The organism is Listeria farberi, from assembly GCF_014229245.1.
In the GTDB taxonomy this organism is placed as follows: Bacteria; Bacillota; Bacilli; order Lactobacillales; family Listeriaceae; genus Listeria; species Listeria farberi.
Genome location: NZ_JAARZJ010000002.1, coordinates 13938 through 28581 on the forward strand (window position 1 = coordinate 13938; position 14644 = coordinate 28581).

Sequence of the window (14644 nt, forward strand, 5' to 3'; positions counted from 1 at the left end):
CACCACATTCTAATGAATTTTTCATAAAAAAGCCTAGAATAAAAATTATTCTAGGCTAATTCTCTATTTAACTAATGGGACAACTAATTACTTTATCCTTATCTGTCACAAGCAATAAATTACGATTATAATACTGTCCATCACTTTTTAATATTAGCGTTTTTTCGGTGTCATTATAATCAATCGTTAACGCTTCTTCTAAAAATATTTCCGTCCAGCGCTTAATTAATACAGGACCGATATTTGAATCTATTTCATCATCTTCAGGAGTTTTCTTTGCTACTAATCGAAGGGTAAATATGCCGCTGTTTTCACAGGAACACCCTTCTGTATCATAGTATAGATGCAACTGACCTGAAAGATTTGAACGAAGCGCGTTTAGCCGATTTATGGCGCTATCTGTAAATGTAATATACATAACCAATCACCTCTAACTCTATTATACACCTGAGTTACCAAGATTTCGCTCGTGCTGCTTACATTCGATTTATTTCACAAATTAGACATTGGGTTTTCGTTCCTTAGCATGGTATGATAGGTATGTATTTACAAAGGGGGAAAACACGCAGATGAGCGCTTATCCAAAATTCGATGTTATTTTAAAAGCATTAAATTTGTCTAGTGTAGGAGTAATTATTACAGATCCTGAGCAACAAAACAATCCGATTATTTTTGTGAACACAGGTTTTGAAAATATTACTGGTTATACCAAAGAAGATGCTATTGGCTCCAATTGTCATTTTTTGCAAGGAAATGATACTGACAAAGAAGAAATTGCGAAAATCCGTGATGCCATTAATCAAAAATCAACTGCGAATGTTTTACTGAAAAATTACCGAAAAGATGGTACTTCTTTTATGAACGAACTGACAATTGAACCGATTTATGATGATAATGATCATTTATATTTTGTTGGTATTCAAAAAGATGTGACGACCGAGCATAATTATCAACTGGAACTTGAAAAATCCTTATGGGAAATCGAAAAACTATCCACGCCAATTGTACCCATTAAGGAAAATATTTGTGTGCTGCCGCTGATTGGTTCCTTGACCCACGACAGGTTTCAACACATGTCCGAATATGTGAGCGAATATATGGATAATGGGAAAGAAGATTACTTAATTATGGATCTTTCTGGTCTTGCTGATTTTAATGAAGATGCTGTCATGAACCTTGTGAAGTTCCATGGTTTTATGAAGCTAACAGGTGTGGAACTAATTATTACTGGAATTTCACCTAAATTTGCGATGACTTTAATGCGCTACCAAGAAAATCTATCTAGTTTAACTACTTATAGCACAATCAAAGAAGCTTTACAATTTTACTAAAACGTATTGCAAAACAACCCATTTTCCGTTATTATGGGTAAATAATCAAATATAAACCCTCATCCAAATGGTGAGGTAGAGGTTGCGAGATGCACTAGTAATTTTTTAGAGGCGAAACAAAGACGCCGACGACAAAAAACGAACAGGTTGATCGCCGAAGTGACTAATTTTTCTTTGTGTAGAAATAGTTGCTGGGACAGTTTCCTAAAGGGGCTGGACTGCTATAAGAATTTGTCGAAATTTCTTATAGGTGTGCTATCTGACAAAATGATGTTGGTAAAATACGTAACAGCCAATTTCTTGCAGATTGGCTGTTTTTGCGCACTTCCTCTGATAATAGAAAGGGAGATTTATAGTGAAAAAAGAAACACATGGCGAAATTCGTCGTGACTTAAAGACAAGGCATCTGTCTATGATTGCCATTGGTGGTTCCATCGGTACAGGTTTATTTTTAGCAAGTGGAAATGCGATTCATACTGCAGGGCCTGGTGGAGCACTAGTTGCTTATATTGCGATTGGTATCATGGTGTACTTTTTAATGACAAGCTTAGGTGAAATGGCTACATACATGCCTGTTTCCGGCTCATTTAGTACGTATGCTAGTCGATTTGTCGATCCGGCTTTCGGTTTTGCGCTTGGTTGGAATTATTGGTTTAACTGGGCAATCACGCTTGCGGTCGATATTTCAACAGCGGCGATTATTGTTCAATTTTGGTTGCCGAATACGCCTGCTTGGCTCTGGAGTGCGATTTTCTTACTCTTGATTTTCGGTTTAAATGCCCTATCGGTAAAAGCTTACGGGGAGTCAGAGTACTGGTTCTCGATTATTAAAGTAGCAACCGTTATTATTTTTCTCATCGTTGGTGTGCTGACAATTGTTGGTATTCTTGGCGGCGAAGTGATTGGCTTTTCTAACTTTACAGCAGGAGATGCACCATTTAAAGGTGGTTTTTTCGCGATATTAGGTACGTTCTTGATTGCTGGATTTTCTTTTCAAGGTACTGAAATGGTTGGGATTGCAGCTGGTGAAAGTGCTACTCCAGAAAAAAGTGTTCCTAAGGCGATTAAGCAAGTTTTCTGGCGGATTTTGTTATTTTATATTTTTGCGATTTTTATTATCGGGATGATTATTCCTTATACTAATCCAAATTTGCTTAGTGCCGAGGCAACAGATGTGGCAATTAGCCCATTTACACTCGTATTTGAAAAAGCTGGGCTTGCATTTGCGGCTTCTGTGATGAATGCGGTTATTCTGACGTCTGTTCTATCCGCCGGTAATTCAGGTCTTTACGCTTCTACAAGAATGCTTTGGGCAATGGCTCGTGATAAAAAAGCACCTAAATTCTTAGGCAAAGTAAACCGTCGTGGTATTCCAATGGCTGCACTTATTGTGACAACTATTGTTGGTGCGATGACATTCATTACTACACTAACTGAAAATGGTACGGTGATTTATACGTGGCTCCTTTCAGCATCTGGGTTAACCGGATTTATCGCTTGGGTTGGCATCGCTATTAGCCATTACCGTTTCCGAAAAGCATTTATAAAACAAGGACACGATTTAAGTGAGCTGAAATATAAAGCAAAATTTTTCCCTTTTGGTCCGATTTTAGCTTTGATTTTATGTATTTTAGTCATTGTTGGTCAAGATTACGCGGCATTTTTAAAACCAGAATTTACGAATCCTGCTTGGTGGCAAAAAATCGGTATTTCTTATATCGGCCTCCCTATTTTCCTTATTTTCTGGTTATCATTTAAATTTACAAATAAAACAAAAGTCATTCCACTGGAAGACTGCAAATTTGATCAAAAATAAAAAAACATCTCTTGTTCATTCATTTTTACTTGAATGATACAGGAGATATTTTTATTTACTCTTTTTTAGTAAGGTTTCTACTTTTTTATTTAAACGGATTAATTCTTCTATTTCTGTTTCGGTAAGGTTTTCGAACACTTTCATCATCGCTTTGTACATAAAAGCGTTTGCAGTGGAACGCTTAGATAAGTCTTCTCCTTTTTTTGAAAGTTTTAATGTTAAATCCATATTATCCGTTGGAATCGTTTTGTTTAATTTTACAACAAGACCTAAGCTAATTAACCCGTCCACATTAGCCGCGGCAGAACTTCCAGTAATTATTAATCGTTTCGTTAAATCCGCCACTGAAATACCAGGGGTGCTATAAATCACATTTATCATGGCAAGTTGCTGAATGGTTAGTCCTAAGCTTGCCGCATTTTGATCGGCGTATCCCGCTGAAATCCGCTGTATGGACCAATAAGTTTTTAATAATTCACTAATATTTTCTGTATCTGTATTAATTTTTGCCATCATTCAACCTCCTCTTTCCATCTATTCTACGCACTTTGTCAGAAAAACTCAATCATATTTACGAAAAAAACATATTTCAATACGTTTTTATAGTTGCTTATTAAAAGTAAGTGTGATATAGTTTACTTATAAACAGTGAAGCTATTGCTTTTCTAACGTGTAAAAGTATTTTTTCTAAGGTTTAATATGAAACAATTTAGGCTAGATTATAAGAGAATGCTTTTATAAAAAAACATATTTGGAGGAATGAAAAAATGACAGTAGAAAAATGGAACGTAGACCCAGCGCATAGTTCAATCGAATTTCAAGTAAAACACATGATGGTATCAAAAGTAAAAGGTGCATTTAGCGATTTCACAGCGGATATCGAAATGGATCCAGAAGATTTAACTTCTGCAAAATTAAACTTCTCTGTATCAGCAGCTTCTGTAGATACTCGCCAAGCACAACGCGATGGTCATCTAAAAAGTGAAGATTTCTTTAATGTAGAAAAATATCCAAACGTTACTTTTACCGCAACAAAAATCACTGCTGATGGCGATGATGAATACGAAGTGACTGGTGATTTAACGATTCGCGACGTAACAAAACCTCTTACACTAGAAGTAAGCTATGAAGGTACTGGAAAAGATCCCAACACTGGTAATATGGTAGCTGGTTTTGAAGCAAAAGGTAAATTCAACCGTAAAGACTTTGGTCTAAATTACAATGCTGCGTTAGAAACTGGCGGCGTACTTATTGGTGACGAAGTAAAATTAAACATTCAAATCGAAGCAAGCAAATAATGGTTGAAACTACGAATAGCTAGCCTATTCGTAGTTTTTTTGTAGCTTTATCCGCCCTTTTAAGCTAAAATAGTTCTATTGTTTAAAAAAAGGGGGCTAACATCGCTATGGAAAATAAACAAAATGGACAGCTGGGCGGGATTATCGCTGGCGCTCTCGCTTATGTGTGTTGGGGCGTTCTTCCAATCTACTGGAAGCTAGTTACTCATGTTCCACCAATGGAGATTTTGGCCTATAGAATTATATGGTCTTTTATTTTTATGTTATTTTTAATCGTTTGTTTACGAAAAGCTTCGATGGTTTTTCAAGAAACGAAAGATGTTTTACTTAAACCGAAAACGCTTATCGCTATTATCGCCGCGGCTTTTTTAGTTACAGCAAACTGGTATTTATTCATTTATACGGTGAATAGTGGGCATGTGACAGAGGCAAGTCTTGGTTACTACATCAATCCACTTGTCAACGTACTTCTTGCAACTGTTATTTTAAAGGAACGATTAAGTCGTGGAGAAATTATTGCAGTTATCTCTGCTACAATTGGTGTTTTAATACTTACATGGCATCTTGGCTCTGTTCCTTTTGCAGCGATTGGGATGGCTGTTACCTTCTCTCTTTACGGTCTGATTAAAAAAGTTGTTTCCGTTTCAGTCTGGACTGGCTTAACGCTTGAGACAATGATTATCACACCATTCGCACTTATTTATGTTATATTTTTCGCAACCAATGGATTAATGCAGTATCCTGCAGAAACCAATATTATTTTAGTTGGTGCTGGTGTCGTTACCGCTATACCGCTGCTTTTATTTGCCACTGCTGCGAAGAAAATCAGCTATACAATGGTTGGATTCTTGCAGTACATCGGTCCAACGTTAATGCTTGCACTTGGTGTCTTACTATTCAAAGAAAGCTTTGACCACATTCAATTATTTGCGTTCATGTTCATTTGGTTAGCATTGATTATTTTCACGATTTCTCACATTTATTCCGCAGCCAAAATCAAACAACTAGCAAACGCCACAAAAAAATAAATGTTTCCCAGTCCCCTCTTTCGGGAATAATTCTTCTATCAAACGAGAATCTATTCCATAAAAATGAATAGGGGGCTTTTTTCATGAAAATTGGTATCATTGGTGCTACGGGCCGAGCTGGTTCAAGGATTCTAGAAGAAGCAAAAAACCGTGGCCACGAAGTAACAGCTATTGTTAGAAACGCTGGGAAAATAACGCAAACGCATAAAGATATTAATATTTTACAAAAAGATATTTTTGATTTAACGCTTTCCGATTTATCTGATCAAAATGTCGTAGTTGATGCTTACGGGGTCAGCCCAGAGGAAGCAGAAAAACATGTCACTTCACTTGATCACTTAATTTCTGTTTTAAATGGAACGGTTTCTCCGCGCTTACTTGTCGTTGGCGGCGCAGCTAGTCTTCAAATTGATGAAGATGGAAATACCCTTTTAGAATCTAAAGGGCTTCGGGAAGCACCCTACTATCCAACTGCTCATGCGCAAGCGAAACAATTAGAGCATTTAAAAGCGCATAAAGCAGAGCTCAGTTGGACGTACATTAGCCCTTCTGCCATGTTTGAGCCTGGTGAACGTACTGGAGATTATCAAATAGGGCGAGATCATCTTTTATTTGGTAGCGATGGCAATAGTTTTATCAGTATGGAAGATTACGCTATCGCTGTACTAGATGAGATTGAGCGACCAAATCACTTGAATGAACGGTTTACAGTGGCTGGAAAATAATACGAAAGTCGAAGGAGCAAAACGCCTCCTTCGATTTTTTTATCCGAAATAATACTCCCCATTGGTAGGAACTTCCTGTATACTAGTGCTATATGCAAAAAAGGGAGGAAGAAAATGGTTTTACTTGGTGCGCTAGTTAATGGGCTAGGGATTTTAATTGGTTCAATAATTGGCATGAAATTACATAATATCCCTGAACGTATGAAAGACACGGTCATGAAAGGGATGGGGTTATCCGTTATCGTCCTTGGCATTCAAATGGCATTTAAAACGAGCAATTCGCTGATTGTTATTTTAAGTATTTGTTTTGGAGCTGTTATTGGTGAATGGCTTAATATAGATTACCATCTTAACCAACTTGGGCACTGGATTGAACGGAAAGTCGGTGCAAAAGGTAAAAGCAATGTTTCAAAAGGCTTTGTGACTGCTACACTTATTTTTGTGATTGGCGCGATGGGAATTATAGGTGCGCTTGATAGTGGGATTCGCGGTAATCATGATGTGCTTTATACGAAATCAGTAATGGATGGGTTTATCGCCCTTCTTCTTAGTACAACACTTGGTTGGGGCGTTATGTTATCGGCTATTCCGGTGTTTTTATTTGAAGGCCTTATCGCGCTTTTTGCAACACAAATTAATCAATTTATTCCAGCAGACCTGATGGCCCTAATTATTAAAGAACTAACGGCTACTGGCGGAATTATGATTTTGGCTATTGGTCTCAACTTGCTCGGTTTAACGAAAATCCGGGTCGCGAATCTGGTTCCGGGGATTTTGGTTGTTGCGCTAATTGTTGCTGGAATCTATTATTTTTAATTTCGTTTAAATGGTGGTTTTACATCTAAATTTATTAAATCAGTATATGTTTGCGGTTTTCTGTAGGCATTTCCCCAAGTTTCATTTTCCCGGTAATTTCGAATAGCATCTAAATTAAATTCAGCAATAAAAACGCCCTCTGAAACGTCATCTGTTTCTATAATTGTATTATCTTGGTAATCCCCGTTTTTATTAAAAACAATCGGGGAAAAAGCAGTAGATCTCCCCCATTTTTCTCTAGGATAGTTTGCCATTGCGACGCCAACCATATTTTCAAATGCACGAGAGTTTAGTTGGTTAAGCCTAGCTGGATTCATTTCACAAGCATTTGGAACAAGGATAATTTCTGCTCCTTTTAGCATTAATACTCTGGCGCTTTCTGGAAATTCTCTGTCATAACAAATCATCACACCAAGTTTTATCTCATCAAACTCAGAAACATTAAATTCATCCCCGCTTTGTAGTAAAGTTTCTAAAGAAAAATCACATGTATGAACTTTAGCGTAATCTAAAATTATTTCTCCATTTCGGTCAATTATAATAGCTGTATTTTGCGGTTTTTGCTTTGTTTTAGATAAATAAGTAGCACAAACACCAATGTTTAGTTCTTTTGCGAGTTTTTTTAAAGTAGTAACATATGTGCTATCTCCTGCTACTGCATCTGCCAACCACCGCGTACGCTCTTCTTCAAAACTGGCATCCATTGGCTCATCAAAGGCTGTGTCAAAAGGTGGTGCGTAGCCGTTTGACCACATTTCAGGAAAAAGAACTAAATCTGCCTCTTTTTTATGAGCTTCTTGTATATACTTCACAGATAAATTTAAATTTGCCTCTTTGTTATTTGGTACTGCTTCATGTTGTACTAAAGCGCTTTTAAGATTAACCATGTGCCCCCTCCTATCCAACTAATTAACGCAATTATAACATCTATTGTTAAAAACAAAAAAACACCAACAGCCCGAAAGTTGTTGGTGTCTATATAAATCTTAGTTCATACCACCCATGAAGAAGGCTGTTGTTAATTCTTGCATGAACGCCATATCGTTTTGCATTTTCCATAATGCATCATCATCTGGATCAGCTTTTAGTTTAAGTGTAACTGTTTTAGCTTCAGATACTGCATCTGCATTTTGAACAGCTTTCGTATAGATTTCCATTGTTTTTTCAGCCATTTTTTGATCATCTGTAGCAATTGATGGATCAGCTGTTGCTGCTTTTGTTAGTTCTTCTACTAATTCTGTTTGAACACCCTTCATGTCTAGCCCTTTAACAGCGAACTGAATTTCTGGACTTTCTTTGTCGTCATTTGTTACTTTAGTAGTATACGATGTTTTTTCGTTTACTTGTTTACGAAGTGCATTATAGAAATCATCCACTTGTTTGTCTAAGTTCACGTCACTAGAAAAACTTGCAGTGAATGTACTAATGAAGCTTTCTTTAAAACTAGTTTCAAATTCTTTTTCAAATTTAGAACCATCTTCACCGTATACGTCTTTTACTTTATCTGTATCTTTATTGTAAACTACTGCGTTAACTGTGATTTCTCCTGCTTTTTTTGGTTCTACTCTTGACGCTCCACCACATGCACTTAAAACTAATACCATAGCAAGTACAAAAACCATACTAAATAACCCTTTTTTCATTAAAATATCTCCCTTTCTTATTTGAATTCCATTTAATTGTACAGAAAGCAAGGATAAAAGCCAACTATTTAACTAATAATGTCATAATTTGTACATATTTCCAAATTAAATGAGGTGAAACACTTGAATAAAAAAACAAATGCATGTCGAATTTTAGATAAACAAAAGATTAGTTATCAATTACGTGAGTATAACTGGAGTGAAGACACGCTCGATGCACTTCATGTTGCGGAAGAAACTGGCAATAATCCTGCACAGATTTTTAAAACACTTGTACTGACCGGTGACAAAACAGGGAATATCGTGGCATGCATTCCTGCCAATAAGTCCTTACATTTGAAGCATTTGGCAAAGATTAGTGGCAATAAAAAATGTGAATTGATTGCGGTGGACACGTTAGAGAAGCTGACAGGTTATATTCGCGGTGGATGTTCTCCAATTGGTATGAAAAAACTATTTCCAACTTTTATTGATAATAGTGCAGAACTGCTTGATACAATCTTAATTTCGGCTGGAAAAAGGGGACTACAAATCGAATTAGTACCAGCTGACTTAAAAAAAGTAGTACGTGCGGAGTTTGCGATGATTACGGAAGAATGAAGAAGAATTCGATTTTAACAAGGGAGTTTCGTTTTTATGAATATATCTGTTTATGTTGCAAGTGCATTTAGTAAGAATAATAAAGGTGGAAATAAGGCTGGTGTAGTATTGAACGAACCAACATTAACCACCCTTCAAAAAATCACCATTGCAAAACAATTAGGCTATGCTGAAACAGCCTTCCTGACTGATTCTAACTTCGCCGATTATAAATTAGAATATTTCACACCAAAAGAAGAAGTTGATTTATGTGGCCATGCGACAATCGGAACTTTCACGATTTTAATGCATTTACATAAACTGCTTAAAAATCAGTATACGATTGAAACTAATAGTGGCATTCTTACTATTACGATAAAAAATGGCACGATTTTCATGGAACAAAATCAACCAATTTTTTATGATGTCATTCCGCCCAATAAATTAATTAGTTGTTTTGACTTAAACTTTCTAAATACTAACTATCCTATTCAAATTGTGTCCACTGGTTTAAAAGATATATTAATTCCAATCAAGAGTGAAGCAGTTTTACATGCCCTAAAGCCAAATTTTGAAAAGATTAAAGAAATCAGTAAAGAGTATGATGTGATTGGAATGCATCTATATACTTGTAGTAGTGACCGAATTATCTGTCGGAATTTCGCTCCATTATATGACATCAATGAAGAAGCAGCAACCGGGACCTCTAATGGGGCTTTAGCTTGTTATCTTTATAAAAATCACTACTTGAGAAAAGAAAATTATGTATTTGAACAGGGCTATTCTTTACGCTCTCCTTCCAAAATTTCAGTTAATTTAGATGTCAATGATAATAAGGAAATAGCAAAAGTATATGTGGGTGGTAAAGGATATTTCTGTGAAAAGAAGGATTTAACTATTGAATAGAAAAAAGCCGCCCCTTATAGGGGCGGCTTTTTGATTAATCATTATCAGTCTGGACATGTTCATTGCTAGAAGCTACGTGTTTTACTTTCTGGGCAATAGCGCCAACTGGATCTGCATCACGCGCTTGTTTTACTTTGTTTCCGATCATTTCGACTGGAGCACTTTCTCTTACTTGTTTTGCTTTACCAAGGATTTTTTCTCTTGGATTGAATCTTGTATTGGTTTCTTTTTCTGTGATAACTTCTGTCGTTTCTAGTTGTTTCCTAGCGATGGAGAGCATTAGTTTAATTCGATTTAGTTGATTCACAGAGCTTGAGCCGGCATCGTAGTCAATCGACATGATGTTAGCTTCTGGATACATTTTTTTGAGTCCTTTAATCATCCCTCGACCTGTAATATGGTTTGGTAAACACGCGAATGGTTGTAAGCAAGCGATATTTGGTACGTTGCTATCGAGTAATTCAAACATTTCCCCTGTTAAGAACCACCCCTCACCCATTTTATTTCCGAGTGATAGCAATTGACTTGCTTTTTCAGCGATAGATTCGATACTCGCTGGTGCTTCAAAACGTTCACTTTTCTTCAGCGCATCTGTCACTGGTTTGCGGAATTGATTAATGAGCGGAATGGCAACACTTTGTTTCGCGAATGATTTAACTTTGGAACGACCAAATGTATTAGCTGCAAAGTGATCATCATAACAGCAATACAAAATGAAATCAGTTAAATCTGGAACAACCGCTTCCCCGCCCTCGTCTTCAATGACATCCACAATATTGTTATTAGCACCCGGATGGAATTTCACGAGAATTTCTCCAACCACACCAACTCTAGGTTTCACTTCATTTGTAATTGGTAGGTTGTCAAAAGCACGAACCATTTCGTTCGCTAATCTTTTATATGCTATAAAGGAATAGTTTTCCATTAGAGCACGTCCTGCATCGAGATATTTTCGGAATAGTTTGTTCGCACTTCCTGGTTCCACTTCATATGGTCTGGTCCGGTAAAGCATCCGGTCAAGCGCATCTCCTAAGCTAATTCCGGCTAGGAAACGAACAAGAACTTTTGGCGTCATTTTAAATCCTGGTTGTTTTTCTAAACCATTGGCATTAAGAGAAATAACTGGGATATGATCAAGTCCAGCTTCTCCAAGGGCTTTTTTCAACATTGAGATATAGTTGGTAGCCCGACATCCGCCGCCTGTTTGCGTCATCAATACAGCTAAATTATTTACATCATAATCGCCGTGTTTCAGTGCATCCATCATTTGTCCAATCGTTAAAATTGCTGGATAACAAGCATCATTATTAACATAACGTAAGCCCTCATCCACCGCGCGAGGTGTAACTGCTGGTAATACTTCTAAATTATAACCGCCCACTTTACAAGCTGCCTCTAACATTTCAAAATGAGTTGGAGCTAGCTGTGGCGCTAAGATAGTATAGGTTTTCTTCATTTCTTTGGTAAATAATGGACGCTCTTTTGGTTTTGCCATAATTCCTGGTTTCACGTTATTTTTCTCACGCTCTTCCATGGCTGCTTTTAAGGAACGAACACGGATACGAGCAGCACCAAGGTTATTGATTTCATCTATTTTTAGTAGTGTGTATACTTTGTTGTGTCCTTCAATAATTTCTTGGCACATATCTGTTGTAATCGCATCAAGTCCGCAACCGAATGAAGTCAATTGCACAAATTCCAAATCTTCACTTTTAGCAGTAAAGCTGGCTGCGCGATATAGTCTTGCATGGTATTTCCACTGGTTTTCGACGCGAAGTTTATGGTCGATTTCTCCAAGATGAGAAATCGAATCTTCCGTAAGAACCGCCATGCCATTCATCGTAATGAGTTCCGGAATTCCGTGGTTTACTTCTGGATCAATATGATATGGATGCCCTGCAAGCACAATCCCTTTGATTTTGTTTTTCTTAATGTAAGTAAGTGCCGCTTCCCCTTCCGCTTGAATGTCTTTACGGCAAAGTTCTGCTTCCTCTAACCCTGCTTGAACTGCTTTTTCCATATCTGCAGCTGGGATTTCTGGGAAAGCGAGACTCATTTGTTCGATTAGTGCTTTTTCATTATCTAATGTTAAAAACGGACTAATCATTGGAATGTTCTTTTCTTCCAAAGCATCCACATTGACACGAATAACTTCTGGATAACCCGCCACGACTGGACAGTTAAAGTTATTCGTTGCTTCACCGAATTCCGGTTTTTCATAAACGACAGATGGATAGAAAATGCGGTCCGCTTTTTTCTTAATTAAATCCATAATATGACCATGTGTTAATTTGGCTGGGAAACAAACTGCTTCGGAGGCAATCGTTTCAATACCTTTATCATATAAGTTTTTGGATGATTTAGAGGATAAAACCACTCGGAAACCTAAGTTTGTTAAAATCGTATGCCAAAGTGGATAGTTTTCAAAAACGTTCAGTGCGCGTGGAATACCAATGGTTCCTCTAGTAGCTTCTGATTTTTTTAGTGATTTGTAATCGAAGGTCCGTTTTAATTTATACGCATATAAGTTAGGCAGTAAATTACGCTTCGTTTCGACACGTTCTCCGCGTTCACACCGGTTTCCACTAACAAACATCCTGTCATCGCCAAATCTTGTCACTGTTAGCTGACACGTATTACTGCAAAGGTTACAGCGCGACTGGGATGTTTCCGCGCTAAATTCACGCAATTTTTCTAGTACGAGCATTTCCGTTACTTCGCCAGTTTCATAATGTTCACGGGCAATCAGAGCAGCACCATAAGCTCCCATCATTCCGGCGATATCTGGTCGCACCACTTCCCGCCCTGTTAAAAGCTCAAAAGCACGCAAGACCGATTCATTATAAAAAGTTCCACCTTGAACGATTACTTTTTCGCCAATGTCTTTCGGGCTACGCAGTTTGATTACTTTTTGCAATGCATTTTTTACGACTGAATAAGCAAGACCAGCGGATAAGTCTTCCATACTCACGCCTTCTTTTTGCACTTGTTTCACTTTGGAATTCATGAAAACGGTACAGCGCGAGCCTAGGTCTACAGGGGCTTTTGCTTCCAGTGCCCGGGCCGCAAATTCTTCAATGGATAAATTAAGTGTTTGCGCAAAAGTTTCAAGGAACGAACCACATCCGGCCGAACAAGCCTCATTAAGCATTAAACTATCGAGCGCACCTTTTTTAATTTTCATGCATTTCATATCTTGTCCGCCAATGTCTAAAATAAAATCCACATCTGGCAAGAATTCGCGAGCAGCACGGTAATGCGCCACTGTTTCAATTTCACCAACATCAATTTTAAGTGCGGCTTTAATAAGCGACTCGCCATAGCCTGTAATTCCAGACTGTGCAACTCGAACTTTTTCCGGTAAAATTTCGTATAAATCACTCGTTGCATCAATAACAGATTGAAGTGGATTCCCATTGTTGCTAGAATAAAACGAGTACAAAATTTCATTGGTTTGACTCATTAAGATTAATTTGGTCGTAGTTGATCCAGCGTCAATGCCTAAATAAGCATCTCCTTCATAATCTTCTAGTTTCGCCCGTTTTGCTTTCATTTGATTATGACGTGCGCGGAAGGCTTCTAAATCTTCTTCCTTTTCAAAAAGCGCAGGCAAAATCACCGTGTCGGTCGCCATTGTTGTCATATCCATATTGGAAAGTCGGTGAATCATATCATCTACTTTTAAAGGAATATCATTAAGCCCTGTGAAGGCAGTTCCCAGTGCAATAAAATATTCTGCATTTTGCGGCGCAATAATATCGCTATCTTTCATTTTAAGTGTCTCTGTAAAACGATAGCGCAACTGATCAAGGAAAGTAAGTGGTCCTCCAAGAAACGCCACTTTTCCGCGAATTGGTCGTCCACAAGCAAGTCCACTAATTGTTTGCGTCACCACACTTTGAAAAATCGAAGCAGCGATATCTTCTTTTCTAGCACCTTCATTAAGTAGTGGTTGCACATCTGTTTTGGCGAACACACCACATCTAGAAGCGATTGGGTAAATTGTATTCGCATTTTGCGCCAGTTCGTTTAAACCTGTTGGATCTGTTTGAAGCAGGGTAGCGATTTGGTCAATAAAAGCGCCAGTTCCGCCTGCACAAGCATTATTCATTCGTTGCTCAATCCCACCACTGAAATAAATAATCTTCGCATCTTCCCCGCCTAGCTCAATGACTACATCTGTCTCTGGAATTACCTGCTCCACTGCTTCCGTACAAGCAATTACTTCCTGCACAAATGGCACATTTAAAAATTTAGAAATGGCTAGTCCTGAAGATCCCGTAATTTTGAATGTCATTTCCGTCATACCACATTTTTTTTGCATATCTTGCATGATTTCTAAAGTTACTTTTTTAATGTCTGAATAATGTCTTCTGTAGGTTTGAAATAAAATATCCCCTTGATCATTAAGTGCTACGGCCTTTGCTGTTGTTGATCCTACATCTAATCCTGCATGAATCATCTTCTCATCCCTTTCGTTACGCGCTACTTAATATGTATAA

The 14644-nt window shown here is 37.6% G+C and carries 13 protein-coding genes and 1 riboswitch; of the genes, 8 read left to right on the plus strand and 5 right to left on the minus strand.

What is annotated here, in order from left to right:
• Nucleotides 1-67 precede the first annotated feature (67 nt).
• The gene (locus tag HCB45_RS01865) at nt 68-418 is read right to left on the minus strand and encodes an iron-sulfur cluster biosynthesis family protein (RefSeq protein ID WP_185318248.1); all 351 of its coding nucleotides are present in this window, start codon (nt 416-418) and stop codon (nt 68-70) included.
• Between the two features lie 151 nt (nt 419-569).
• Between HCB45_RS01865 and ytvA the strand changes: the two genes are divergently transcribed.
• Together ytvA and HCB45_RS01875 are read left to right on the plus strand one after the other, a co-directional pair.
• Nucleotides 570-1331 (plus strand): YtvA family blue-light photoreceptor, encoded by a 762-nt coding sequence (gene ytvA, locus HCB45_RS01870; protein ID WP_185318247.1) that lies wholly within the window; start codon nt 570-572, stop codon nt 1329-1331.
• 68 nt (nt 1332-1399) lie between these two features.
• Nucleotides 1400-1597, plus strand: a riboswitch (Lysine riboswitch).
• Between the two features lie 89 nt (nt 1598-1686).
• Nucleotides 1687-3147 carry an amino acid permease gene (locus HCB45_RS01875; protein ID WP_185318246.1) on the plus strand — a complete coding sequence of 487 codons (1461 nt, stop codon included), beginning with the start codon at nt 1687-1689 and terminating at the stop codon, nt 3145-3147.
• A 51-nt stretch (nt 3148-3198) separates the two neighbouring features.
• On the opposite strand, the gene HCB45_RS01880 is transcribed toward HCB45_RS01875, so the two are convergent.
• Nucleotides 3199-3660: a MarR family winged helix-turn-helix transcriptional regulator gene (locus HCB45_RS01880; RefSeq protein WP_185318245.1), complete on the minus strand. Its 462-nt coding sequence runs from the start codon at nt 3658-3660 to the stop codon at nt 3199-3201.
• A 254-nt stretch (nt 3661-3914) separates the two neighbouring features.
• On the opposite strand from HCB45_RS01880, the gene HCB45_RS01885 reads away from it, so the two are divergent.
• From HCB45_RS01885 to HCB45_RS01900, 4 genes are all read left to right on the plus strand, one after another.
• Nucleotides 3915-4445, plus strand: a complete 531-nt coding sequence (locus tag HCB45_RS01885; RefSeq protein WP_185311190.1) for a YceI family protein — start codon at nt 3915-3917, stop codon at nt 4443-4445.
• Nucleotides 4446-4552: 107 nt separating this feature from the next.
• Nucleotides 4553-5473: an EamA family transporter RarD gene (gene rarD / locus HCB45_RS01890; RefSeq protein ID WP_185318244.1), complete on the plus strand. Its 921-nt coding sequence runs from the start codon at nt 4553-4555 to the stop codon at nt 5471-5473.
• A gap of 83 nt (nt 5474-5556) precedes the next feature.
• The gene (locus HCB45_RS01895; RefSeq protein ID WP_185618493.1) at nt 5557-6198 is read left to right on the plus strand and encodes an NAD(P)-dependent oxidoreductase; all 642 of its coding nucleotides are present in this window, start codon (nt 5557-5559) and stop codon (nt 6196-6198) included.
• 114 nt (nt 6199-6312) lie between these two features.
• A complete protein-coding gene (locus HCB45_RS01900; RefSeq protein WP_185607608.1) occupies nt 6313-7014 on the plus strand; it encodes a DUF554 domain-containing protein in 702 nt (233 codons plus the stop codon).
• Here the strand turns inward: HCB45_RS01900 and HCB45_RS01905 are convergent.
• Entirely contained in the window at nt 7011-7901 is an 891-nt protein-coding gene (locus tag HCB45_RS01905; protein WP_185618495.1) for a carbon-nitrogen hydrolase family protein, read from the minus strand. The two genes, HCB45_RS01900 and HCB45_RS01905, sit on opposite strands and share 4 nt — an antisense overlap.
• 99 nt (nt 7902-8000) lie before the next feature.
• Nucleotides 8001-8657: a DUF5105 domain-containing protein gene (locus tag HCB45_RS01910; RefSeq protein WP_185318240.1), complete on the minus strand. Its 657-nt coding sequence runs from the start codon at nt 8655-8657 to the stop codon at nt 8001-8003.
• A gap of 123 nt (nt 8658-8780) precedes the next feature.
• On the opposite strand from HCB45_RS01910, the gene ybaK reads away from it, so the two are divergent.
• Nucleotides 8781-9257: a Cys-tRNA(Pro) deacylase gene (ybaK, locus tag HCB45_RS01915; protein ID WP_185318239.1), complete on the plus strand. Its 477-nt coding sequence runs from the start codon at nt 8781-8783 to the stop codon at nt 9255-9257.
• 36 nt (nt 9258-9293) lie between these two features.
• Complete coding sequence (locus HCB45_RS01920; RefSeq protein ID WP_185318238.1) at nt 9294-10142, plus strand: PhzF family protein; 849 nt, start codon at nt 9294-9296, stop codon at nt 10140-10142.
• A gap of 34 nt (nt 10143-10176) precedes the next feature.
• Here the strand turns inward: HCB45_RS01920 and HCB45_RS01925 are convergent, their stop codons facing one another.
• Nucleotides 10177-14604 carry a 2-hydroxyacyl-CoA dehydratase gene (locus tag HCB45_RS01925; RefSeq protein WP_185618497.1) on the minus strand — a complete coding sequence of 1476 codons (4428 nt, stop codon included), beginning with the start codon at nt 14602-14604 and terminating at the stop codon, nt 10177-10179.
• Nucleotides 14605-14644 lie beyond the last annotated feature (40 nt).

Excerpts from the sequence above, each read along its gene's own strand:
- HCB45_RS01910 (WP_185318240.1), bottom strand. The coding sequence starts at position 8,657 with ATGAAAAAAGGGTTATTTAGTATGGTTTTTGTACTTGCTATGGTATTA.
- HCB45_RS01865 (WP_185318248.1), bottom strand. The coding sequence starts at position 418 with ATGTATATTACATTTACAGATAGCGCCATAAATCGGCTAAACGCGCTT.
- HCB45_RS01885 (WP_185311190.1), top strand. The coding sequence starts at position 3,915 with ATGACAGTAGAAAAATGGAACGTAGACCCAGCGCATAGTTCAATCGAA.
- HCB45_RS01880 (WP_185318245.1), bottom strand. The coding sequence starts at position 3,660 with ATGGCAAAAATTAATACAGATACAGAAAATATTAGTGAATTATTAAAA.
- HCB45_RS01925 (WP_185618497.1), bottom strand. The coding sequence starts at position 14,604 with ATGATTCATGCAGGATTAGATGTAGGATCAACAACAGCAAAGGCCGTA.
- HCB45_RS01905 (WP_185618495.1), bottom strand. The coding sequence starts at position 7,901 with ATGGTTAATCTTAAAAGCGCTTTAGTACAACATGAAGCAGTACCAAAT.
- rarD (WP_185318244.1), top strand. The coding sequence starts at position 4,553 with ATGGAAAATAAACAAAATGGACAGCTGGGCGGGATTATCGCTGGCGCT.
- ytvA (WP_185318247.1), top strand. The coding sequence starts at position 570 with ATGAGCGCTTATCCAAAATTCGATGTTATTTTAAAAGCATTAAATTTG.
- HCB45_RS01920 (WP_185318238.1), top strand. The coding sequence starts at position 9,294 with ATGAATATATCTGTTTATGTTGCAAGTGCATTTAGTAAGAATAATAAA.
- HCB45_RS01900 (WP_185607608.1), top strand. The coding sequence starts at position 6,313 with ATGGTTTTACTTGGTGCGCTAGTTAATGGGCTAGGGATTTTAATTGGT.
- HCB45_RS01895 (WP_185618493.1), top strand. The coding sequence starts at position 5,557 with ATGAAAATTGGTATCATTGGTGCTACGGGCCGAGCTGGTTCAAGGATT.